At 44.4% G+C, this 23677-nt stretch carries 26 protein-coding genes; 9 read left to right on the top strand and 17 right to left on the bottom strand.

Translation table 11 applies throughout. The features are described 5' to 3' along the window. Window positions 1–23 precede the first annotated feature (23 nt). From R7D93_RS02550 to fliD, 8 genes are read right to left on the bottom strand one after another with little or no spacing between them, the layout of a single operon-like run. Window positions 24–1019, bottom strand: a complete 996-nt coding sequence (locus R7D93_RS02550; RefSeq protein ID WP_005375003.1) for a flagellar motor protein MotB — start codon at window positions 1017–1019, stop codon at window positions 24–26. Next, window positions 1019–1876, bottom strand: a complete 858-nt coding sequence (gene motA, locus R7D93_RS02545; protein ID WP_005375006.1) for a flagellar motor stator protein MotA — start codon at window positions 1874–1876, stop codon at window positions 1019–1021. The genes R7D93_RS02550 and motA overlap by 1 nt, the downstream gene beginning before the upstream one ends. A gap of 10 nt (window positions 1877–1886) precedes the next feature. After that, window positions 1887–2615: a FliA/WhiG family RNA polymerase sigma factor gene (locus tag R7D93_RS02540; RefSeq protein WP_005375008.1), complete on the bottom strand. Its 729-nt coding sequence runs from the start codon at window positions 2613–2615 to the stop codon at window positions 1887–1889. Window positions 2616–2627: 12 nt separating this feature from the next. Then, entirely contained in the window at window positions 2628–3128 is a 501-nt protein-coding gene (fliL, locus tag R7D93_RS02535; protein WP_005375011.1) for a flagellar basal body-associated protein FliL, read from the bottom strand. Between the two features lie 22 nt (window positions 3129–3150). After that, window positions 3151–4224 carry a flagellar hook-length control protein FliK gene (locus tag R7D93_RS02530; protein WP_005375012.1) on the bottom strand — a complete coding sequence of 358 codons (1074 nt, stop codon included), beginning with the start codon at window positions 4222–4224 and terminating at the stop codon, window positions 3151–3153. Then, complete coding sequence (locus R7D93_RS02525; protein WP_005375013.1) at window positions 4221–4541, bottom strand: hypothetical protein; 321 nt, start codon at window positions 4539–4541, stop codon at window positions 4221–4223. Before R7D93_RS02525 ends, R7D93_RS02530 begins: the two co-directional genes overlap by 4 nt. After that, on the bottom strand, window positions 4525–4911 hold the full coding sequence (fliS, locus tag R7D93_RS02520; RefSeq protein WP_137283019.1) for a flagellar export chaperone FliS: 387 nt from the start codon (window positions 4909–4911) through the stop codon (window positions 4525–4527). The genes R7D93_RS02525 and fliS overlap by 17 nt, the downstream gene beginning before the upstream one ends. A gap of 32 nt (window positions 4912–4943) precedes the next feature. Then, window positions 4944–6290 (bottom strand): flagellar filament capping protein FliD, encoded by a 1347-nt coding sequence (fliD, locus tag R7D93_RS02515; protein ID WP_031781075.1) that lies wholly within the window; start codon window positions 6288–6290, stop codon window positions 4944–4946. Between the two features lie 416 nt (window positions 6291–6706). Between fliD and R7D93_RS02510 the strand changes: the two genes are divergently transcribed. After that, complete coding sequence (locus R7D93_RS02510) at window positions 6707–6994, top strand: hypothetical protein (protein WP_005375016.1); 288 nt, start codon at window positions 6707–6709, stop codon at window positions 6992–6994. 70 nt (window positions 6995–7064) lie between these two features. On the opposite strand, the gene lafA is transcribed toward R7D93_RS02510, so the two are convergent. From lafA to R7D93_RS02465, 9 genes are all read right to left on the bottom strand, one after another. Further along, complete coding sequence (gene lafA, locus R7D93_RS02505; RefSeq protein ID WP_005375019.1) at window positions 7065–7916, bottom strand: lateral flagellin LafA; 852 nt, start codon at window positions 7914–7916, stop codon at window positions 7065–7067. Window positions 7917–8216: 300 nt separating this feature from the next. Further along, window positions 8217–8987 carry an EAL domain-containing protein gene (locus R7D93_RS02500; protein ID WP_005375023.1) on the bottom strand — a complete coding sequence of 257 codons (771 nt, stop codon included), beginning with the start codon at window positions 8985–8987 and terminating at the stop codon, window positions 8217–8219. 19 nt (window positions 8988–9006) lie between these two features. Next, on the bottom strand, window positions 9007–11097 hold the full coding sequence (flhA, locus tag R7D93_RS02495) for a flagellar biosynthesis protein FlhA (protein ID WP_005375024.1): 2091 nt from the start codon (window positions 11095–11097) through the stop codon (window positions 9007–9009). 31 nt (window positions 11098–11128) lie between these two features. After that, window positions 11129–12256 carry a flagellar biosynthesis protein FlhB gene (gene flhB / locus R7D93_RS02490; RefSeq protein ID WP_005375025.1) on the bottom strand — a complete coding sequence of 376 codons (1128 nt, stop codon included), beginning with the start codon at window positions 12254–12256 and terminating at the stop codon, window positions 11129–11131. Beyond that, window positions 12253–13029, bottom strand: a complete 777-nt coding sequence (gene fliR, locus R7D93_RS02485; protein WP_005375027.1) for a flagellar biosynthetic protein FliR — start codon at window positions 13027–13029, stop codon at window positions 12253–12255. The genes flhB and fliR overlap by 4 nt, the downstream gene beginning before the upstream one ends. Further along, entirely contained in the window at window positions 13029–13298 is a 270-nt protein-coding gene (gene fliQ / locus R7D93_RS02480) for a flagellar biosynthesis protein FliQ (protein ID WP_005375036.1), read from the bottom strand. The genes fliR and fliQ overlap by 1 nt, the downstream gene beginning before the upstream one ends. Window positions 13299–13310: 12 nt before the next feature. After that, window positions 13311–14069 (bottom strand): flagellar type III secretion system pore protein FliP, encoded by a 759-nt coding sequence (fliP, locus tag R7D93_RS02475; protein ID WP_005375037.1) that lies wholly within the window; start codon window positions 14067–14069, stop codon window positions 13311–13313. A gap of 18 nt (window positions 14070–14087) precedes the next feature. After that, the gene (fliN, locus tag R7D93_RS02470; protein WP_005375038.1) at window positions 14088–14459 is read right to left on the bottom strand and encodes a flagellar motor switch protein FliN; all 372 of its coding nucleotides are present in this window, start codon (window positions 14457–14459) and stop codon (window positions 14088–14090) included. Beyond that, on the bottom strand, window positions 14456–15274 hold the full coding sequence (locus R7D93_RS02465; protein WP_005375039.1) for a FliM/FliN family flagellar motor switch protein: 819 nt from the start codon (window positions 15272–15274) through the stop codon (window positions 14456–14458). Before R7D93_RS02465 ends, fliN begins: the two co-directional genes overlap by 4 nt. A 379-nt stretch (window positions 15275–15653) precedes the next feature. Here R7D93_RS02465 and R7D93_RS02460 point away from each other — a divergent pair, with 379 nt between their 5' ends. From R7D93_RS02460 to fliJ, 8 genes are read left to right on the top strand one after another with little or no spacing between them, the layout of a single operon-like run. Continuing rightward, window positions 15654–16673, top strand: coding sequence for an OmpA family protein (locus tag R7D93_RS02460; RefSeq protein WP_213867889.1), 1020 nt, complete (start codon window positions 15654–15656; stop codon window positions 16671–16673). Beyond that, window positions 16673–18004: a sigma-54 interaction domain-containing protein gene (locus R7D93_RS02455; RefSeq protein WP_031778880.1), complete on the top strand. Its 1332-nt coding sequence runs from the start codon at window positions 16673–16675 to the stop codon at window positions 18002–18004. Before R7D93_RS02460 ends, R7D93_RS02455 begins: the two co-directional genes overlap by 1 nt. Before the next feature lie 15 nt (window positions 18005–18019). After that, on the top strand, window positions 18020–18376 hold the full coding sequence (gene fliE / locus R7D93_RS02450) for a flagellar hook-basal body complex protein FliE (protein ID WP_005375045.1): 357 nt from the start codon (window positions 18020–18022) through the stop codon (window positions 18374–18376). 3 nt (window positions 18377–18379) lie between these two features. Then, window positions 18380–20131: a flagellar basal-body MS-ring/collar protein FliF gene (gene fliF, locus R7D93_RS02445; protein WP_005384024.1), complete on the top strand. Its 1752-nt coding sequence runs from the start codon at window positions 18380–18382 to the stop codon at window positions 20129–20131. Next, the gene (locus R7D93_RS02440) at window positions 20100–21113 is read left to right on the top strand and encodes a flagellar motor switch protein FliG (RefSeq protein ID WP_005375048.1); all 1014 of its coding nucleotides are present in this window, start codon (window positions 20100–20102) and stop codon (window positions 21111–21113) included. Before fliF ends, R7D93_RS02440 begins: the two co-directional genes overlap by 32 nt. Before the next feature lie 4 nt (window positions 21114–21117). Then, entirely contained in the window at window positions 21118–21873 is a 756-nt protein-coding gene (gene fliH, locus R7D93_RS02435) for a flagellar assembly protein FliH (protein ID WP_005375050.1), read from the top strand. Then, entirely contained in the window at window positions 21866–23212 is a 1347-nt protein-coding gene (gene fliI, locus R7D93_RS02430; RefSeq protein ID WP_005375057.1) for a flagellar protein export ATPase FliI, read from the top strand. The genes fliH and fliI overlap by 8 nt, the downstream gene beginning before the upstream one ends. A 24-nt stretch (window positions 23213–23236) precedes the next feature. After that, window positions 23237–23677 carry a flagellar export protein FliJ gene (gene fliJ, locus R7D93_RS02425; protein WP_033906698.1) on the top strand — a complete coding sequence of 147 codons (441 nt, stop codon included), beginning with the start codon at window positions 23237–23239 and terminating at the stop codon, window positions 23675–23677.

Raw genomic sequence — 23677 nt, 5'->3', positions numbered from 1 at the left:
ATCAGAGTGGTGACCTTTTAAGATTATAATTCTTGAATTTTTACTTCGCTGGTGGCGGTATCGCCGGAGTAATTGATGACTTCTTGACGAATGACTGGTTGGTTGAATTCAGCCTTATCTTTCGCTTTTTGCAGTTCGCTTTCTTGGTGGTTGCCAAAAAGGGTCTCAAGCACTTTAGCGGCAGGAGTCGTTAAAACAAACAGCTCAATACGACGGTTTTCGCTAGAATCTGGCTCATCAGGATTAAGCAGCGCTCTATCTGACATACCCGTTACCTGCATTACTCTATCATCCGGCATACCGCCTTCAACTAACGTATTTCTTGCTACGTCTGCTCGAGAGGCTGATAACGCCCAGTTAGATTGACGACCAAAACGCTTTTTAAATGGAATTGCATCTGTGTGTCCGCTGATGATCAGAGGGTTGTTAACACGATGAAATACAGGTGCTAGTGCGAGCAGTAAATCTTCAAAAAAAGGAGTAAGTTCTGCACCACCACGGCTGAACATATGCTGTTTGTAATCATCTTGAAGGACGATACGCAAACCTTGTGGTGTCACCGTGACGTTTACATTTCCCTGCGCATTAATTTGGGCAGTCATTTGCTCAATTACTTTCGCTAGTGCGGCAAGTTGCTCTTGAGTATCGAAGTTACCAGGAATCAAAGAATCAATTTCTGGTCCATCCCCATCACCTTTAAAGTAAGAGCTTACTACATGGTTGGAGTTGTGTTTACTTGGCACAGAAGAGTCCTGTGCCAAGTCGATAGGAGAAATACTTTGTGACGTATCAAATGGGTTGCCGTAACTCTTGTCGAATACGCTTGAACTATGCAAGTGGGCAACAATCGCTTTACGCTCTTCTTTGTCTACCACCTGCATAACCCAAAGTACAAGAAACAGCGCCATTAGGGCGATCATGAAGTCAGCAAACGCGACTTTCCACGCGCCGCCATGAGACGACTCATCATGGCTGTATACTTTGGCACGTTTGAACACTACATGCTCTTGTTTTTGCATTATCCCTCCTGTTCAGCTAACCACTTCTCCATTTGGTTGAATGTTGGTTTGATGTCTAGCTGAATATGTTTACGACCAGCGTCAATGGCGAGCAATGTCGGCTTTTTCGCTACGTAGGCAACCAAGGTTGCACGAACGCACTCAAAAGCAGTCATATTACGTTTTACTCGCTGAGCCATGGCGTTACTTAGTGGATCTAAGCCACAGTAACAACCGAAAATACCAATGAATGTACCAACGAGAGCTGCCGCAACGTGATACCCAATCATAGCGATTGAGCCATCAATAGCTTGCATGGTGATAATGATGCCACCAACTGCTGCAAGAATACCGAAGCCAGGTAGTGCTTCTGCTGTACGCTGTAGTGAGCGTGAAGGTAAAAGCATTTCGTTCTGTATTGCTTCGATTTCTTGCTCTAGCAGTCCCTCTAATTCATGAGGCGACATCTGTCCCATTGCCATTAAACGTAAATTGTCAGTAATGAAAGAAATTAGGCGATGATCTTCTGCGATCGTCGGGTAAGCGAGGAACATAGAGCTTTGCTCCGGAGCCTCAATATGAGAATCCAGAAACTTGTATCCGCGGTTTCTCGCTGTCTCTAGCAAGTTGTTGAGTAGTGCCATTAATTCCATGTAGTACTCATGCTCTTCTGTTGGGCCTTTAATGGTCGCTGGCACTTGGCGACGCATTTCTTTCAGTACATGAGGCGGATTACCGATGATCAAAGAACCAGCAGCGGCGCCAATAATGATAAGGAATTCGGCTGGCTGCCAGATAGCACCTAAGCTACCACCGGCCCACATATATCCACCGAAGACGCACACCAGGATAGTGAGCACTCCAAAAAACTTTTGCATCTTGTGACTCCTAAGAGGACATTAATTGGTTGAGTTGTTTCAGCGCTTGTTTGTGAAGCTGACATATACGAGGTGGTGTCAGATCCAATACCAGAGCTATTTCGTGTAAGTTGAGTTCATGTTGATAGAACAGAGTCAGGAGCAGTTGATCGCGCTTAGGTAATTTACCCAAAGCACTGTCTAAACTACGACGAATATGTTCATGTTCCATGCCATCGTATTGCCCGCCAATGTAGCTATCACCGCTGCTCTCCATCAGTTGGTCAAGGCTTTGCATCTCGCCTGCGAGAGCGGCATTTTGGCGGTTGTAATAATCTTGCTCATTCGTCCCTAAAGCCTGGATGATTTCGGCATCCGTTGGCATTCGACCTAACGTTCGAGTGAGATCTCGAGTCACGTCGTTGAGCTCGTGGGCTTGTTGACGAGTCTTACGTGAACGCCAATCTAGTCGGCGTAATTCGTCTAAAATAGCTCCCCGAACTCGACAAACGGCGAAAGCAGGAAAGTGAGGATCGTCAACATCGCCATATCGGCGTCCAGCCTCGACTAGAGCGATAAGGCCTATCTGCTGCATATCTTCAATACTACAGTGAGAAGTGGCATGAACGCGCAGCTGGTTAACTACGCGTTTTACCATGACCTGATGACGTTGTAGCAATGCGTTTTCATCAATTGGTCGTGACGGTGTTGTCACTTCCTCTTCTGTGGTGTAAGTGTCTTGTACATTCATGTCTAACATGGTTGTGCTCCGTTATTGCACAACATATTTAGTCAACAAAACATCGTCGATTTCTCGGACGATGTCTGTTTTAGCAAAAGCGAGTAGAAGCGTTTGCTTCACTTCGTCTTGCAGAATATCGATGGCACCCGCTTGCTGTAACTGATCAAACGTTTTGTCGCTAAACAGTTTTAATAGAGAGTTTTGTACCATAGGCATGTATTCATCGATCTCTTTGATACGCTCTGGACGGCGTGTCTCAATTGCCAGTTCTAGCATCACAAAGTGAGTCTGTTTCTTGCCTTTAACGGTCAAAACGACTTTGTCCAAAGGATGGAAGCTAGGACCTTTACTTGTCGGTTGTTCTGTGACCAAAAAAGACAGTGGAGAGTCTTCGATCAGTGAACCAGAGTCAGGTGACTCTTGAGCGTGTTTGTTTAAGTACCAGATTCCGCCCATAATTGTGACGGCCGAAACGAGGGCACTGGTGATGATCATGGCGATAAACAGGGCGATCATTTGTTGTTTGGTCATAACCTTTTTCCTCGAAGATTCACTAAGCTTGAGTGCTTAGCCAGTGTTCTGAATAGTTAGTTGTTGTCGTGGTTTGGAATGCACCAGATTCTCGTGCGGCGAAAATATTGGCGTCTTCTTCGTTTGCATGTGGGTCATTTCGACCTTGGTTTTGATCAGAGCCAACATTGACATCGACATGAACGAAGTTTTGCTCTTGTAACTCAGTACGCAATCGTTCCGAAACTTGCATTAAAGCTTCTCGTGTTGCTGCGGCATTGGCGTTGATGTGGACACTCAATCGGTCACCTTCAACACGTACAAGTAAATCCAATTTCCCTAAGTCTGGTGGGTCTAGGCGGATTTTTGCTTCTTGTACATTTTGTTGAGCTTGGAGCGTCACGCGATCATGTAATACTTGCATCATTTGCTCCCCCCACTTTCCGGCAGTGGTATCAACACGCACCGCTGCCCACTCAGAGCCTTGAGCTTGAACATGACTCGTCGCAACCGGTGAATGTGCAGGTTGTGTTGTAGGAGCTTGTGCTTGAAGTAGAGAGGCGGTTGGTTGCCCTTGAACAGGTTGATTCAAAAGAGTTTGAAACTCAGCACCGGAGATAGGCAAACGCGAACTCGATGAAGTCGGCAGACTTTGCTTCACATCTTGTTTTGATGATGTGTTTAACATAGCGTTAGACGAATCTTGAGTAACAGACTTAACTTCGCTCGCAGTCATTAAAGATGACGCTTTTCCTAGTTTCTCAGCCTGCTTCTCTGCCATGGTAATCATACCCTGGGTTAAAGCTTGAGCTTGCGCTGCAAGATCAGTCGACTCTGTTAACCCTAGTGTACTGGTCAAGTTGGCATCCGGATCTGAAGCTGAGCGGTCATCAGTATCAAAACCATGACTTTGTACTTTGTTTGCGCTGTTCAAAGTAGAGGCCGTAAGGTGAAAACTCGGTACCGCTGACGCAGAGTTAAAGTCTTGCTCACCATTCTGCTTGTTCCCTGATTTAAAACCATGAGAAAAGCCGTGTACCGAGTTCGCTTGCTTGATGTGACCCTCATTGTTAGCTGGCGAATTACCCGAGTGCTGAGTTGAAGAAGGTATGATCATTGAGTTAGCTCCATGGTCATTGCTAATTGATAGGCCATAGCGCGTTCTTGATGGTCATTGACCATGTTCATCTCTTTTTTCAACTCGTTGGTCGACTTCTCTAATACTGCGAAGGCATTAGCGTGCACTGTTTTCGCTCGCTGGATTTCAGGTGCAAGCTTAGGATCTTTCAAAAAAGGCTTGTGACTGATCAAAAGCTCTCGCAACTGCAAGTCGTACCGCTTGAGCGCATGCCAATCGGCCGTTTTTGCGGCGAACTGGATGAGCTGAGATAAATGACGGAATCGCTCTGGCGATACTTTATGCTTGTTGTCCAAAATTCATCCAACCTTCACGAATGTTACCCATTACACGCTCAACGTTAACCAAGCGATTTGCATCGTTTTGCACGCTAGCGTAATAAAGTTCGACTTGGCAGAAGTCATACAGCTGGCTTAGGTTTTCCGCAATTTCACCGCCGTTTTCATCATCTAGAGCACTTGTTAGTCCAATCAAGATGTTCATGCATTTGTTGATTCCATTCCCTTTCTCGGCCAAACGATTTGCGGCTAGGTGGCCGCGAATACGTTCAACTTCATCGAGTAGGCCATCGATTAACATGATGACCAATTGGTGTGGATTTGCTGCTGCCGCTTGAGCGTCGAGATCGACTTGTTGGTACGAATCGTAACCAGAATCCATAAGCATGAATATTTCTCCTAAATTTGGAACCAAATGTCTTATTTTTGAGCATTAAACATGGACATGGTTTGGTTCATTTGGGTCATAATTGAATTCATTTGAGTGAATTGTTTGAGGTAGCGGTTGTACGACATTTCGTACTTACGCTCTAAATTGGTTTGTTTATCTTTGATTCGGTCTAAGCTTGACTGTATTGCGTCTTTACGCGTGCTGAAGGTTCCTGATGAGAACTTCAAGAAAGGCTCTACCATCGCGTCAAGAGAATCTAGCAAAGCGTCATCCCCATTAAACAACGCCTCTAAGCCTGCGCTGTTTGTTTGTTGAGCTTCTTTGAACTTTTCTTGATCAACTTTCATTTTACCGTTGCGGTCTAGGCTCACGCCGATTTCGCTTAGGCGCATACCATTGTGTTCACCTCGGATTAACCCCGTTAACTGACTCTCAATAGAACGCAATGTCGAGTCGCTAGCGAGCACGCCGCGTTTCTGATCTTCACCGCCAATTTGGGTGTACTGATCGATAGTCGAAACAAGGGCATTGTAGGTTTCCACAAACTTATCTAGTTGTTCTTTAGTGCCTTCGCTATCAGCTCCAATTTTTAAACCGATTGGCGAATCTCCCGCGGCTTGCGGTTTAGATACGGTAATGTCAACACCGTCGATGACACCTTCAAAAGTATTACTTGCGTTGGTTAGTTTCAGGCCTGAGTCTTTTGCACCTAGCCACATAACCGCATCTTGCGGAGCGTTAATTTGCTTGAGGTTGGTGAAGGCGTCTTCAAACCACGCTTGGCCAGTACCCGTTGCAGATACGTTGATCTTATTTTCGACACCAGTCTCAGTGCTCGATAGCATAAAGTGTGTTTGACCATTTGAGCGAACTAGAGTGGCGTTAACGCCAGGGTTATCCGTGTGATTGTTAATCGCACTTGCTAAATCACTGATCGTTGCAGTGCCGTCACCATTAACATCAACGGAGGACAAGTCTAGAGTCATTGTTTCACCGTTGATGGTGAATTCTAAAGATCCAGTTGTTGGTACTTCTGTCGTCGCCTCAAGGTCTGCAGGCATTCCTGTAGATACTTGATGTGCTGTTGCCACTTTTTCTACAAAAATCTGATAGTTACCCGTTAGCGCTTTAGCATCCGCGTTTGCAGTAAAGTTACCTTCTTGAGAGAGTGTCGCACTGTTTTTGATGATGCTGTTTGTGCTGTTATTCATCTCTTTCATTGCAGTACGAAAATCACGTAGTGCGCTTTCAACTTTATTAAAAGCTGACAGTTGTGACTGGTACACATTAGCTTGCGCTTGGTAACGGTTTTTGAATGGGTTTGTGTCCAATTGTGCGAATTGGGTTGCCATTTTTACTGGGTCTAAAGAACTCATGAGGTGTGCTCCTCTCATCTCTTATTGGCTTGAATACTTTGAATGCTACGCCTTAGTTTAATTATCAGTGGCAAGATGCGTGCCGTATATTAAATTCAATTAAAACAAAGGTTTAAAGCTATCTTGTTTTCTTGGGAGGAAGTGGTGTTTCCACCTTGTTTGTTCCGCCTTCCTCCATGGAAAAAGTAATTTCCTTATAAGAAAAGGCGACCTAAACAAAGAAAATATTTAATTGTATTGACGGTTCTAATTAGGAGAGATGTTTTAATTAGACGTTATATTCAGCCTTTACTTCAGCTTGATTCAGATAATTCTTACAGAGTGCATTAATTGCGTTCTGATATTATTTTTGATAGTGCGATGTGCAAGTGTTCTCACTAAAAATTAAATTTTTTACGTTTCAAAGAATGTCAGTTATGAATGAATTTGCGTTACGATTGATGAAATGTGCTCGTGCATATGAAGAGTTCATTAACAAAAAACTATTAAGTAAACAGAGCATCAATTCTGATGAGATAGCTAGTATCTTAAAGGAGGCTAAGTTCAATTTTCCTGAACTTAGAGATAGTAAAATAGGAAGTAAATTAGAGACGATAGAATTAGAACTGTTTAATAAGGTTTTATTCAATATTATGTTGAAGTTCGGATTCAGAGTGCCTGAATCTCACAAAGATAATACGAGCTCTATTTATATTCGTAGATAAAAATAAAGCCTTCCATAGGAAGGCTTTATAATTAAGACGATTTAAATTAAGCGCACTATTAACTAAGTAATTAGCGTAGTAGTGACATTGCCATGCTTGGAAGCTGGTTAGTTTGAGACAGAACAGTTGTACCTGCTTGCATCAACATTTGGTTCTTAGTCATGTTTGAAGACTCTACTGCAAAGTCTGTATCCATGATACGACCTTTAGATGCTGTAACGTTTTCTACCATGTTACCAAGGTTAGCCATAGTGTGCTCAAGACGGTTGATGTTCGCACCGAAGTCTGCACGAGAGCTACCAATTTTTTCTACTAGACCGTCAGCGCCGCTGATTTTGTCTAGTGCTGCTTTTGCTTTAGTCGCGTCATCGATACCATCTGTAATTGCTGCATCAGCAAGGATAGTAGTGATTTCACCGATACCTGCGCTTGCGCTTACAGTCAATGTTTCAGCAGAAGATGCACCGATTTGGAATGTTACGTCACCTGCACCGAAGCCGCCGCCTTTAAGAAGGTTTTGACCACCGAACTTAGTGTTGTCTACGATGTTGTTTAGTTCTGCAGTAAGCTGTGTGAACTCTTTGTTAAGAGACGCACGGTCTGTTGCACTGTTTGAACCGTTCAACGATTGTGTAGCAAGGTCGTTCATACGGTAAACGATGTTTGTCATTTCATCCATCGCACCTTCAGCAGTTTGCATCATAGAGATGCCGTCTTGTGCGTTACGCATTGCTACTGACATGCCGCGTGTTTGCGCTTCTAGACGGTTAGCAATTTGAAGACCAGCAGCGTCATCAGCAGCTGAGTTCACACGGTAGCCTGTGCTTAGACGTTCCATTGCTGTGTTTAGAAGTCCGCTTGTTGTGTTCATTGTGTTTTGAGTTACAAGCGAAGCGTAGTTAGTGTGCATTGATAAAGCCATCTTAGTCTCCTTAGTTAGTCACTATATCTTTCAGGCCTCGGGATATTCCCTTGTCACTAACTAGAGGCGGTCGGTCGGCTTTAATGATTAATTTGAAAATTAAAAAATTTCTAAAAAAGATAAAAATTGATGATTTTTAGTGATTTGTATTCCATGAAAACCGGGAAAATCATCATATAAGCCTAAATTTTTTAGTTAAGTTAAAGAAACTATTGCCCAATGATCTTGTGGTTATCCGTTATAAATAAAAAACAGCACGAATAAATCGTGCTGTTTTAAATATAAATGGTTGAGTTTCAACTATTCCTCATCAAAAGATTGAAAGGAGAGAGAGGTTGGGATATCGCTGAAATAACCAAAATAATAACTGGCACCCAATAAACGATACCGGTTAAGTTCCGTTTGACTCGCTACACGTCCGGCAACCCAAGTATATTTATGCTTTCTTAAGAACTTAGCAATAGGTAGGAAAGCGTGTCTTTCTTCTTTATCTTCTAGTGTGACTGACAATTTGATCATATCGGGACTAAAGTCTGCGACGCGCTCGAAGTTCACTTGCGATGTTGCGACTTCAAACCAAAGTGAATATGCATTCTCTTTTAACTTTTTGGTGAGTGTGGCGACTTTATCACGATCACATAACGTTTCATCAGCTTGAAGAGAAGGAATCACATGTTGAAAAGCAGAAGAGTGGAATTGAATCGTCTGTTCGAGGAAATAAACCCCAGGCTCCCACAGTAATGCATCCACGCGAATCGGCACGACAACATTACTAATCAAGTCGTGATGAAAGGCTTCTAACTGAAATTGTGTTTGTCTTAGTGCAAGGTAAAGACTGAACAAATCCAGGCAGTACTGCATTTGTTCAGAGAGTTTGAATTGATAGACACTTTGTTCTCCACGCATACCAAATCTCAACGTCAGGTGTTGGAATTCTACTTCTCCTGATTGAGCTTCCCTAATTGCTTGGCATGCGTGTTGGACATCATTGTGTTTTAAAGCATCAAAGACTAATTGATCGTCATCCGTGACGATATGTTGTACTGCGAGACCAACCAAATGTTCGTACATCGCATGTGTTGAAATAAGATTAACCAAGGTTTCCTACCACATTGATTTGTTTGTTTTCTGGGATTTCGTTGTAAGACAATACTGCCAGCCCTTGTGTAAATGTACGAGCGTAACGCGCTAGAAGAGGGCGCAGCTGTGGCATAACGAGAAGGATCGGAGGTAGCCCCTGTTGCTTAAGCTGTTGTCTGATCAATGGCAAGTTTTGTTGGAACTGACCAAGAATGTTTGGCTCAATTGGGAAGCTATCTAGTGTTACCGTACCAGAAGATTGTGCTTGTTGCAGTGAAGTTAGTAGCATTTGTTCTAACTCATCAGACAGTGCGTAGACATTTAACTCGTTCTTTTGTCCTGCAATTAAGTTAACAAGCGTACGCTTTAGTGCACAGCGCACATCAGATGCAAGTAGGATCGGGTCCTTTGTATTTTCCGCGGATTCCAACATTGTGTTGGCAATCGTGCGAATATCTTTTAGTGGCACTTGGTCCAATAAAAGCTGACGATATACTTTCAGCTGCTGCGCTGGATTAAGTGCTGCTGCTAATGCTTCTGCTAGTTTCGGGGCTTGTTGTGTCAAACGCTGGGTTATTGCTTCCACATCGTCGTGCGTAAACAATTCTGCAAGGTTTGTCTTCATGATTTTACTAATATGAGTGGCAATAACAGTGCCATCATCGACAACTTGGTAACCCATATTAAGTGCTTTTGCTTTATCTTGATGCTCAATCCACACAGCTGGCAACTGATAAGCAGGATCGCTACCCAAAATGCCATCTACCTCACCGTAAGTTTCGCCAACCGCTATCGCCATTAAACGCTCTGGTTCAATAAAACCTTGCTCAATGACTTCGCCATTTAGAGAAATTGTGTATTGGTTTGGCTTGAGGCTCAGATTGTCACGAATACGAACTTCAGGTAATAAAAAGCCAACTTGTTCAGAAAGGTTTCGACGCACACCGCGGATACGTTGTGATAAAGGAGCCCCTTGTTCTTTGTTGACTAGATGGACGAGTCGGTAACCAAGCGCAAGTGATAATGTTTGGACGTGAGGAATATCATCCCATGTCAGCGGTGTATCATCGTCTTGCATTGCTTGTGAAAGTGCTTCGACCTCTTCAATCTGGGAGTCTTGCACTGGCTTCTTGGTTTGACGCCACCCTGCGAACGCTAATGCGCCAGCAAACGCAAAAAAGGCTAGGTGTGGCATACCCGGTACCATACCGATTACCGCCATAATACCTGCGACAGTAAATAGCGTTGCAGGAGTTGCCAGTAATTGCTTTTGCATGGTTTCCGACATGCCATTATCGCTATCATTAATTCGCGTAACGATAATCGCGGCAGCCGTTGCCAATAGTAGTGAAGGAATTTGAGCAACTAGACCATCACCGATTGTGAGTAGGGCATAAGTTTTAAAGGCGTCAGACGCAGCGAGTCCATGCTCGAAGACACCAATACTGATACCACCAATGATATTGATAAACAGAATCAACAAACCTGCGATGGCATCGCCACGCACAAACTTTGATGCACCATCCATCGAACCATGAAAATCGGCTTCGTTGGCGACTTCTTTACGGCGTAAGCGAGCCGTTTCCTGATCGATAAGGCCAGCGTTTAAGTCGGCATCAATTGCCATTTGTTTGCCTGGTAAAGCATCCAACGTAAAGCGGGCTGAAACCTCAGAAATACGTTCACCACCTTTGGTGATTACGACGAAGTTGATGATCATCAAGATGACGAACACCACCATACCAACGACGTAGTTACCGCCAATGACGACTTCACCGAATGCTTGAATGACCTTACCCGCTGCGTCACCACCATTATGTCCTTCTAGGAGTACAATTCGCGTAGAAGCCACGTTCAATGTGAGACGTAATAATGTTGCGACCAGCAAAATAGTTGGAAAAACAGAGAAATCTAATGGTCGCTTTGCGGTTGTGCTGACCAGCAATACTAGGATTGCTAAGACGATATTAAAGGTAAACAGCGCATCCAGTAGCAGAGGAGGCAAAGGAAGAATCACCATTGCTAATATCATTAGCAAGACGATTGGAATGCCAACGTAGCCTTTGGTTGATGTTTGAAGTTGTTTTAACCGGTTAAGCATACTTTCGTGTCCTTGGATAAACGCGGGTTAATCAGTGCTGCAAATGTTTTGGAATCGAAAAATGAGGTAAAGGAATTGGCTCTTTTCCCTCACCTTTACGAAAGGCTTTCAATTGCAAAACGTAAGTAAGAATATGTGCCACTGCGATGTACAGTTGGCTTGGGATTGCTTGTTCAATCGCCGTCGTGTGATAAATCGAACGGGTAAGTGGCGGGGAGTTAATGATTTCCACTTTGTTTTCTCGGGCGATACGTTGAATGTGCATAGCAGTTTCGTCTACGCCTTTTGCGACGACAAAGGGCGCGTCAGAAAGCGAAGGCTCGTATTTCAGTGCGACTGCGTAGTGCGTTGGGTTTGTGATGATCACGTCAGCCGTCGGCACCATTTTATCGATCTTACGGCGCGCAAACTGTTGCTGTATTTGACGAATACGTTGCTTTACTTCCGGACGACCTTCATTATTTTTAAATTCCTCTTTCAATTCTTGTTTCGTCATGCGGAGTTCTTTTAGGTGTTCCCAACGCTGATAAGGAATGTCGATAACCCCAAATAACAACAATGCAAAGCCCATTAAGAGTAAGCCTTCAAACAGAATTGACATTACTAGAGAAAAACCTTGGCTGAGCGGGAGATTTTGCATGCCAAGTAATGGCTGTAAGTGGTTGTCTAAGTAGCCATATAAGATGCCGAAGATGACGGCTACTTTGAACGTCGACTTTAAGAGCTCAACCACCGAACGTGTCGAAAAAATGCGCTTTATCCCGCTCAAAGGATTAATTTTGCTCAGCTTTGGCATCACGTTCGCTGGACGGAACATCCAGCCGCCTAGCACAAGGCTACTACCACAGGTCACGATAATAATGACGGTAAACAATGGTAATAGCATGTCGATGATGACCGCTAAACTTTGTCCCAATTGCTCGACAAGTTGTTTAGGATTTTCTAGGTCGGCTCGCGTCAACATCATGTTGTAGCGAAAGATCCCCGACATGCTTTCCCAAATACTATTAAGCTGAGAGTAAAAGTAGAGCGCCACCGCTAGAAATATAACCGCAGTAGTAAACTCTTTCGCGCGAGGAATTTGTCCTTCCTGGCGGGCTTTCTTTACCTTCTGCGGTGAGGCTTTTTCAGTTTTGTCTTGAGAAGATTGATCGCTCATGCTCCCCCCAACATAAAGTTACTCAAGTGTCTAATGGTGTCGTGAACGAGCGCCGTGTAGCGACCAGGAACACCAGAAACTGAGATTAATACGCTGAATAGACCCAGCAGCATCGTCATAGGAAAACCTAACGCATAGACATTAAGTGATGGTGCGGCTCGGTTCATTACACCAAAACTGATGTTGGCTAGAAGCATGGAAACAATAGCGGGCAAAGCCAAAGCGAGTGAAGAGGCAAACATCCAACCGAAAATATTGACAACACCTTGCAGAGAAAGCGATGTGATACCAGATCCGACTGGCCAAACAACAAAGCTTTGAATCACGATATCTATGACGAGTAAGTGTCCTTCTAGCGCGAGAAACAATAAGGTTGAGAAAATCAGAAATATGCGTCCCAAAATGGCGACAGAAAGCCCGTTAATAGGATCATTCATCATCGCCATACCTAAGCCCATTTGCAGAGAAATCACCTGGCCAAGCATGGTGAAAACGTTAAAGAGCATGTGCAAAATTAACCCAAACATTACTCCCCAAATAGCTTGCTCAAAAGCAAGGAACAGGGAAGTCATAGAGAATAACTCGACTTGTGGCATGGGTGGCATTAACGGTCCAGTAATGACAACGATCGAGAGGGCCAGTAAAGTACGAACCCAAACAGGAATAATCGCATCACCAAAGAAAGGCATTGAAATAAATACGGCTCCCACACGAAAAAACGGCCACCAGAGTTGACCGAGTATCGCCGAGAGCTCTGCAAATGTGATGGCCATTAGCCAATCATCCCTGGTATGTTGTGGAACAAGAAATCAAACAGTTCCATGATCTTACGTAGCATCCAGTGACCTGCAAAAATCACCATTAATAAGGTAACGAGCAAACGTGGCAAAAAGCTGAGTGTTTGCTCGTTGATTTGTGTGGCAGCCTGAAATACGGCGATACACAAACCGACAATTAAGCCTGGAACAACCAATACGGCAACCATCAAAATGATCAGCCATACTGCATCGGAAAATAACGTTACGGTTAGTTCTGGGGTCATAGCTGCTCCTAGTTAACCGAAGCTGGCAGATAAGGTGCCAACTGTCATTGCCCAACCATCCACGAGTACAAATACCACCAACTTAAAGGGAAGTGAGACAATCAAAGGTGATAGCATCATCATACCCATTGCCATCAGGACACTGGCGACAACCAAGTCGATGACCAAAAACGGGATGAAAAGCATAAAACCAATTTGGAAGGCGGTTTTCAGTTCACTAATGACAAATGCAGGCAAGACAACGGCAAATGAAATATCCTCAACGTTTTGGTCGAGAGGCTCATTGGCAATACGTAACATTTGTTCAAGAGAGCTTTGGTGCGTCTGTGCCAACATGAACTCTCTCACTGGTTTCTCTGCAACAGAAAAAGCCTGTATTAGCGTGATTTCGCCGTTGTCGTATGGCTGAAACGCATTTTCATAAATATCGCTCCAGACAGGGCGCATAATCAGCAACGTCAATGCGAGAGCGATCCCGACCAACACTCTGTTAGGTGGGCTTTGTTGAAGACCAAGAGCTTGGCGCAAAATCGCAAGGACAACGACAATTCGAGTAAAGCTCGTCGCCATCAAAATAAATGCTGGAAGAAAACTGAGCGCCGTCATCAACAACAGAATTTGCAGTTTAACGCTGTATTCTTGTTGTGTGTCGCCATCAGAAACGGACAAGATAGTTAAGCCGTTGTCAGCCGCCATTGTTGGGAAAGCAAACAAAAGTGACACCAATACCAAAAGAGGTAACCAACGGTGCCAAGCGCTCAGATTTTTCATTGTGATGCCTACCTAAGATTATTGACCAACGCCACTCAATGCAGAGTCATGTACATCGATCAGACGAAGTCCATACTTATCATTGACAACGACAACTTCAGCGTGGCCCATAAGAGAACCGTTTACTTTCACGTCTAAAGGCTCGCCATTGAGCTTTTCCAACTCGATAACCGTGCCTTCACCCGCTTTCATTAAGTCCCCAAGTGGGATCTCCTTACTCGCAACTTCCAGCGTGACTGTGACAGGAATGCTTTTGAAAAAGCTAAGGTCACGTTCCGCAGTGGCTGGTTCTTGTTGGAGCGTATCTTCGGCTTCAAAGTCTTCTAATTGAAAATCATCAAAGTTCAGTTCTTCTGCGTCGAATGCATTAGTTTCTAGCGCTTCGCTCATCGCTGCGGTTCCTTATCAGGGTTAAAGATCAAAACAAGTTGGCCGTCTTGCTCAGCAATACGACCTGTAAATAGAGATTGGTTGCCAATGCTTACTGGAACCGTGTTAAGAAGCTCAATAGGTAAAATATCGTTGGGTTGTAAGCCAACCACATCACTTAAAGGCATCTTCTTTTTACTTAGAACAACGTTCAGTCGAACGGGGGTCGTCTCTAAAGAACGACAGAAAGGTTGAAACAAATCGGTATCAGGCTGCAGTTCAAGCTGCTCGATTAGCGTTTGAATAAGATGACCATCTAGCTTGAGATGAATTGAGCCTTGATGATCGTCAAACGCAATGTTTAATTGAACGTTAATGCCAATACCTCTAGGGGTCTCATACTCACCCGTGTCCCACATTTCACCAGGAGCAAGCCAACCGATGATGATTCGACTGATGCGCTCTTGTAAACGTAAGTCACTGGCCGTCAGAGTAGCGGCTGAACGCTCTGCACTTGCACCATAAAATCTATCAGCCAACTTTATTAGCGTGTGGGGGTTACCATGGATGAATACCATGCCGCCTTCCTGATGTTGATAGGTCGACGTTTGCTCTTTGTCCATCTCAACCGATGTAAAGCGGTGCAAGTCTACTGAGGTTAAGCTAGCTTCCACTTTTCCTGTGCTGAGCCAATTTTGTAATTCAGTCGTAAGGTTTGAGCAAGATTCTGAAATTAAATTATCGAGCTTCTCACGAATGATATGAATAGGTTTGCCTAATAATTCTACATCAAGTAGTTGACTATCAGAAATAGGCTCGCTAACTCTATTTTCCATTTATATTTTACCGTGCGTTAACAATCGAAAGTGTTTTAACTTAATCGCGTGTAGTCTACACAGAAATTTTAATGATCTTTTAGCTCCAAACTCTAAGATTGTGACTTTAGTTCACATGTTGCTTTGTTCATATAGTCATAATCTTTTAATGAAATTTAAAAAGAGTTAGTTTTCTTTATAAATCGCTTAATAAATAAAATAACAATGTTGAGCGTTTTAGTTGTTATAGATTTTTTAAATTGCCTTTATGGCGTAACAACAACTTCAAATAAATAAATTATAAGATACTGTTTTTTATGCTTAAAGCTTCCATTGGAGGCTAAGCGTGCTCTCTTGAGCGTTTTGTAACCAATTTTAATATTCAGAATAGGTAATTAAAATGATTAGCTATGCCAGTTCTCTCGGCTTGGTGGCATATTTAATTAAACGGTTTAAGTCATGGGAATGTAAGATATACATGAATCATGTCCGTTTGATAATTTGTAACACAATTATTGTTATCAGTTTTATTTTTTCAAAAGTGTCATATTCAGAAGAAGTCTTAACAATCCCTATGGACCTCTCTAAATGGACATATGAGGGAAATAAATTCAAATGCAACTTGTTGCAATCAAATAATGACCATGGGAAGTTTTATTTCCTAGCGGAACCTAATAATAAATTCTATTTTATTTCCGATATAGAATATGAAAACAATAAATGGAAAACGATTGCTTTAACAACTCAAAATGCTCCTTGGAGTAATGAGCTTTATAGAAAAGAATTTGGCTCCCTTGAATTTACTAAGCCGTCTCAGCGTTTCATCTTTAATAAAGGTGCTGAAGAATTCATGGATTCAATTGCTTCGGGTAGTTGGGTGACGCTGTCACTTAAAGGAAGTAATGCTTCCTCTGTTTCAGAGATTGTGATTCCTACTCTTCAAATTCAAAACGCATTGAAATCATTTAATGCGTGTCGCGCGCGATTGCCTAAATTGTCTTTTTCAGAGGCAAGGGATATGGCGCTCTCATTTGAGTTTGGTCAGAAGACGTTAAGTCGTGGACAGAAAGCAACACTAGAAGCGCTGTATAGCTATGTATCTGTGGATGATCGAGTGACCAAAATCCTCATCGACGGTCACACCGATAACGTTGGTTCAAGTTTAACGAACCTTTCTGTGTCACGTACTCGAGCAGAGCAAGTCACCAACGCTTTGATTGAGCTTGGGGTCGACGAGTCGATGATCGAAACACGAGCTCATGGTTCGCGTTACCCAATTGCCAGCAATAACTCGGTTAATGGCCAAGCAAAAAACCGACGTGTCACCCTGCGTTTAGTGAGAGACAACGAGTATACGGCTACGAAACACTACCCAGATCTACAATCACAAAATCAACAAACGAAAGTTAAGGTTCAATGATGACGAAAACGAAAATTTTGTTGGTTGAGCCAAATGAAGCTCTTGCTCAACCAGTATTGGATGTGTTGCAAAATGCAGGTTACACCGCGAAACACACTCGTACTGGTCGAGGCGCTTTGCTTGAAGAGCGAGCAGAAATCACTTTAGTGAGCTCTACGCTGCCGGATATGTGTGTTCGTGAGTTTGTCGCGTGTCACCAAAAGCAGCGAAATTCGGGTGTTGTTATTGCGATTGTCGACCAAGAACAAGGCATCTTGGCTGCTGAGACGATGAAAGCGGGCGCTACTGATTATCTATTACGCCCATTTGAATCTAATCAGTTGGTTAATCTGCTTAAACGTGTTGAAGCGTTAGGTAAGCCAATGGCCAACATTGTTGCGGAGTCTTGGAGAAGCAAACAAGTTCTGCAATTGGCGCATCGTGCAGCATGTACTAACGCGAGTGTGCTTATTACAGGTGAATCGGGAACGGGTAAAGAAGTGCTGGCGCGATATGTGCATGAGCACTCTCCGCGTATCAATGGTCCATTTGTGGCGGTTAACTGTGCCGCCATTCCAGAGTCAATGTTAGAGGCTGTGCTATTCGGTCATGTAAAAGGCGCGTTCACCGGAGCGACAAATTCTCAAAGCGGTAAGTTTGAAGAAGCAAATGGCGGGACGATTCTGCTTGACGAGATTGGTGAAATGTCACCTGCGGTTCAAGCGAAATTGTTACGCGTCCTTCAAGAGCGTGAAGTAGAACGTGTTGGTAGTCATAAAGCCGTTCAGCTCGATATTCGTGTTATTGCGGCAACCAACAAAGACTTACGTGAGGAAGTTCAAAAAGGCACGTTCCGTGAAGATCTTTATTATCGATTAGATGTGCTGCCTCTGCACTGGCCGCCTTTGCGTGAAAGAAAAGAGGACATTCTACCGATTAGCCAATTCTTTATTGAAAAGTATCAAGATAGCAGTCGCTGTCACCTATCCCAAGATGCGATTAGTGCGCTGAGTCAGTATCACTGGCCGGGCAATATTCGTGAGTTGGAAAATGTCATTCAACGCGCTTTGGTCATGCGTCATGGTGATTACATTACAGCCCATGACCTGATGCTGCCTATTGAGCTTGTCGCGTCAGTTCCTACAGCAGAGCCAACTTCAAGTTTTGGTCATGTAGAAGCGAAGAAGCAAGCTGAATATCAGTTTATTTTGGAAAAGTTACGTCAGTTTGGTGGAAACCGAACGAAAACCGCAAACGCGCTTGGAGTCTCTACTCGAGCGCTACGCTACAAGCTCGCAGCAATGCGAGAACATGGTATTGATTTACAGTCGGCACTAGGCTCGGCTGCCTAATAGGAGAAAAAATAGATGGCAAGTCAACCTACTCATGCGGTCTCGGCAGAGCAACTTATGTTGTCAAAAATGCAGGCGATGCAGGCACAAGTGCAGCCGCCAGAGTTTATCGTGAGTGCAAATCCTTTAGATCAACAATCACTAAACGCACCTTTATCGTTCTCACAAGCGATGACAAATGTGTTGGATACAGTGAATCAACATCAATCAGTGGCTAGTCAAAAAATGACGGCCGTAGAAACAGGAAAAAGTGATGACCTAGTTGGTGCAATGGTCGCGAGCCAAAAAGCCAGCTTGTCCTTTAATGCTTTGATGCAAGTGCGCAACAAAGTCGTGACCTCATTTGAAGATATTATGAAGATGCCGGTGTAATTCATGTCAGAACTAACCCCCCAAGTCGCCGGAAACACAGCTATGGCTACCGGCACAGCACAGACATTTTCTACTGCCAACGGCATGGACGATGTGACAACGAAGCTGAAGCAAATCTGGTCTAGCAGTCAGAGAAACTTAGTGCTATCTGCGGTGTTAGCTGCGATTGTTGCAGCGATTATTGTGGTTGCACTATGGAGTTCCTCGCAGAGCTTTCGTCCGCTCTATAGCCAGCAAGAGCGTTTTGATATCGGCGAAATTGTGTCGGTATTAGAAAGCGAAGGCGTAAGCTACCGCATGCAAGAGCAAAATGGACAAGTTCTTGTACCAGAAGGTGAGGTTGCGAAGGTACGCATGTTGCTTGCATCAAAAGGTGTTAAAGCTAAGCTGCCGACAGGTTTGGATTCGCTCAAGGAAGATAGCTCTCTTGGTACGAGCCAATTTATGGAAACGGCGCGTTATCGTCATGGTTTAGAAGGTGAGTTAGTACGTACTATCATGTCTTTGAACTCAGTAGCGAACGCGCGTGTTCATTTAGCCATACCTCGTCAAACTCTATTCGTCCGCCAAAACAGTGAGAATCCATCAGCATCTGTCATGCTTGAGCTCAAACCTGGTGAAGACTTAAAGCCTGAACAAGTTGAAGCGATCATTAACCTAGTGGTCGGCAGTGTCACGGCAATGAAGCCAGAATTTGTTTCTGTCATTGACCAGTATGGCCGTCTTCTTAGTGCGGATGTCGCTTCTGCGGAAGCCGGTAAAGTAAACGCGAAATATCTTGAATACCAGAAGAGTGTTGAAAAACAGATCATCCAACGCGCAGCAGATATGCTTACGCCGATTGTGGGGCCGAGTAACTTCCGAGTACAAGTCGCTGCCGATCTGGATTTTAGCCAAGTTGAAGAAACACAAGAAATTTTGGATAACGCGCCGGTTGTGCGTAATGAGCACACCATTCATAACAACTCGGTTGATCAAATTGCGTTGGGTGTTCCTGGTTCTCTAAGTAACCAACCGCCAGTGACAGGATCTGGTGAAGTGGAAACGAACGACAGCCAAAACACGAATGCGCGATCTGAAGTGAATCGTCAATATGCTGTAGGGAGCAGTGTTCGTCGTACTCAATACCAACAAGGCCAAATAGAAAAGCTTAGTGTATCGGTTCTGTTGAACTCCAAAGCTTCGCCAGATGGTGTGGCGTGGAGTGAAGCCGATAAAGAGCAAATCTCAAACATGATCATGGATGCTGTTGGTATCTCTGCCACACGTGGTGACAGCTTAAGTTTAATGAGTTTCAACTTCACCCCAATTGAAATTGATGCTCCTCCTGCACTGCCGTGGTGGCAAGACCCTACAGTACAGCAGCCAATACGCTACGTTATTGGTGGCTTGTTAGGCTTGGCGATGATCTTCTTCGTACTGCGTCCATTAATCATGCACCTAACTGGCGTTGATAAACCTGTGCCTGAGCTAAATTTTGCTGAGCCTCAGGAAGAACCTGACTACGAAAACTTGCAAACGCGTGAAGAACGCGAGCATGAAGAAGTACTTGATCGCCGCCTATCTGAAAAAGGCATCTCAGCCTCTTCAGGTTTAGATGTAAACAGCGACATGCTACCGCCAGCAGGCTCGCCATTAGAAATTCAATTGAAACACCTACAGCTTATTGCTAATGAAGAGCCAGAGCGCGTAGCCGAAATACTGAAACAATGGGTAAACATCAATGAACACAGTTCTATCAAAGCAGACGCTTAGTTATGTTGAACAAACCGCGCTCGTGCTATTAGGCATGGGCGAGGATGCCGCAGCGAAGGTTTTGCAACACTTTAGCCGTGATGAAACCCAGCGTGTGACTCGTGCAATGGCGAAGTTAAATGGCATTAAGAGCGATTCTGCTCGTGGTGTTATTCAAACTTTCTTTGAAGATTTCCGTGAGCACAGCGGTATTCGAGGAGCCTCTAAGGAATACCTATCTAATACATTGCGCAAAGCGTTGGGTAACGATTTGGCAAAAGGGTTATTAAATACCTTATATGGCGATGAAATTCGCAACAATATGCAGCGCTTACAGTGGGTGGAAGCAGAAACTCTCGCTCGTTTCATTGTGAACGAGCACCCACAAATGCAAGCAATTTTTCTAGCGTATTTGCCAGCGGACAGCTCTTCAGCGGTATTGAAGCACTTGCCACAAGATTACCATGACGAAATATTGTTCCGTATTGCTCAATTGCAAGATATCGATCATCAAGTTGCCGTTGATTTGCATGAACTCGTTGAGCGTTGCATCGAAAAAGTATCCGCAAGTCAAAGCACGCCGTTATCAGGTGTTAAGCAAGCAGCAGATATCATTAACCGCTTTGAAGGTGACCGTGGTTCATTGATGGAAATGCTGAAGTTGCATGATGAAGATGTTGTTAATGCAATTGAAGAAAACATGTTCGACTTTATGGTTCTTGGCCGACAACGCGAAGAAACTATGGACATGTTGGTGCAGCAGATTCCGCTAGAGTTGTGGGCAGTCGCGCTAAAAGGTTCCGATATTACCTTACAACAAGCTATTAAGCGTTCAATGCCGCAACGTATGGTGAAAGCGCTAGAAGATGACATGGACGCACGCGGCGCTGTTGCGTTAAGTCGAGTTCAAAAAGCACGTCAAGACATCATGCAAATGGTACGTGAGCTGGATGAATCTGGTGAAGTTCAGCTGCTTCTCTATGAAGAGCCAACGGTGGAGTAAGGTCATGCTAGAGACAAAATCAAGTACTATGCGATTGCCTCCGAGCGGGTATCGTTTACACCGTTTTCCTCCTTTAGCGCAACCTAAGACTATCGAAGACGAATTCGGGCTAGATAACCAAGGCTGGCAAGAACCTCAAATAGATATCCAACAGCAACTTGAAGAAGGTTTTCAACAAGGTTTGCAACAAGGACATGAGGAAGGCTTACGCCAAGGTATCGAACAGGGCAAGCAACAAGGTCTGTTGGAAGGCCAAAAAGAAGGTTTCCAAAAAGGCTTTGTTTCCGGTGAGCAGTCTGGAAAGCAAGGCTTTTTGGAGGCGGCGAAGCCTGTCAATGAACTTTTTCACGCCCTTTCTCGTTGGCAAGATGAAAAAGAACAGCAACAACGCCATATGATTTGTGAACTGGTACAAAAGGTTGCTCAGCAAGTGATTCGTGCCGAGCTCACTCTAATGCCTCAGCAGATCCTAGCTTTGGTGGACGAGACATTGTCTGCCATGCCTGGTAAAGCGGAAACAGTAACTGTGCATTTAAATCCGCAAGATTTAGAGCGCATTACTCACATCAATGCTGATTTGCCGCAATCTTGGAAACTGGTCCCTAATACGGAGCTTCCTATTGGTGGCTGTCAGTTAGTGACTGATGACGCAGAAGCGGATGCGAGCTGCGACTCTCGCTTGGAAGCCTGTATGGACAATGTAAAGCAACACCTTTTGGATGAAGTCAGTATTCCACAGGTAGAGTCTGAACATGAGTAATACCCTAAGCCATGAACTATTAAGTGAGCGTTTGAGCGAAGCCTTGGCTTCGCTCGATTCAATCCCTGTTGCTCGCGTAACAGGGCGATTGATAAAAGTAAACGGCTTAATGTTACAAGCCGTAGGGTGTCGGTTTAAGCTTGAGCAGCGTTGTCTCGTAGAAACCGCGGAAGGCGATATGATCGAAGCGCAAGTTGTGGGCTTTGAACACACTATTGCTTACCTCATGCCTATCCGCCGTTTAGGCGGTCTGTTTGCAGGTGCAAAAGTCATCCCTCTTGATGGTGACAGTACCGTGCAGCTAAGCTCTCAGTGGTTAGGACGCGTACTGAATGGTTTAGGTGAGCCGTTAGATGACGGGGCACCGCTTAAGGGGGGAGATCGAGTTTCACTTGAACCAAAACCGATTAACCCACTGAAGCGACGCCCAGTTGATACACCACTCAACGTAGGCGTGCGAGCGATTAATGGACTATTGACGGTAGGCAAAGGCCAACGTATTGGTTTGATGGCTGGCAGTGGCGTCGGTAAAAGTGTGTTAATGGGGATGATCACCAAAAACACGGAGGCCGATGTAATTGTGGTCGGGCTTATCGGTGAGCGAGGCAGAGAAGTGCGTGAGTTCATCGAGAGAAACTTAACCCCAGAAGCGCGCAAGAAAGCGATCATTATCGCGGCTCCTGCTGATGAATCCCCGCTAATGAGGTTAAGAGCGACACTACTTTGTCATCGCGTTTCAGAGTATTTCCGAGACCAAGGCAAAGACGTTCTACTTCTGATGGACTCTCTAACCCGATACGCCATGGCACAGCGCGAAATCGCTCTTTCGCTCGGAGAGCCTCCAGCTTCTCGTGGTTATCCGCCCTCAGTCTTCAGCGTGTTACCTCAACTCCTAGAGCGAGCGGGTAACAGTGAAAATCAACATGGTAGCTTAACGGCAATTTACACCGTATTGGCAGAAGGAGACGACCAACAAGATCCTGTCGTGGATTCCGCGCGCGCCATCTTAGATGGGCATGTCGTTTTATCGCGTCAACTGGCTGAGCAAGGGCATTATCCTGCTATAGATATCAACGCGTCTATTAGCCGTTGTATGAATACTTGTACGCAGGACGCACACAGCACGATTGCGAATAACTTCCGTCAAATGTACTCCAACTACCTTCAGGTTAAAGAGTTACTGCCATTAGGGGGTTATCAACCAGGACAAGATCCTGAGTTAGATCAATCTGTTGCTATGTATCCAAACTTGCGTGCATATCTACAACAAGCTGCCAATGAGTCTGTAGATTACCCAACCAGTTTGACCGAGCTCGCGCAGCTTTTTCAAAGTGCTTAATCAAATGGGAGTGACAAGGCTGAAATGAAATCCAAGTTAAAAGCCGTAGGCAAGTTACAGCAAATGGAAGAAAAACAGCGTGATCGTGTGGGTCAACAACTTGATGCCATGCGTCAGCGTCACTCCTATCTTTCAATGCAATTGGAACAGTTATCGGCGTTGAAAGGCCACGCTGGACAATCAACCCGAACCGGCCCGACGCTGACGAGCGCGGCTTTGATGAACTTTAATCGTGTTGACCAAATGCTACAAAGAATGCTTCGTCACCACGAGCAAGAGCAAGCCGTTATGCAAGCGGAATGTGCATCTGTACAGAAAACACTAGAACACAAGCACGCACGCGTTCAAGGGTTAGAAAAAGTGCTTGAGCGTTGGCGTACTAAGCAGAACTATGAAAAAGCGAAAAAAGAGCAAAAGATGATTGAAGACATCATTAACTCTCGCGTTAAGCGCAAGATATTATGA

The sequence above is a fragment of the Vibrio sp. YT-15 genome, assembly GCF_033337445.1.
Lineage (GTDB): Bacteria > Pseudomonadota > Gammaproteobacteria > Enterobacterales > Vibrionaceae > Vibrio > Vibrio alginolyticus.
Note: the sequence above shows the minus strand (reverse complement) of the source record. Positions and strands in the feature narration are given on the sequence as shown.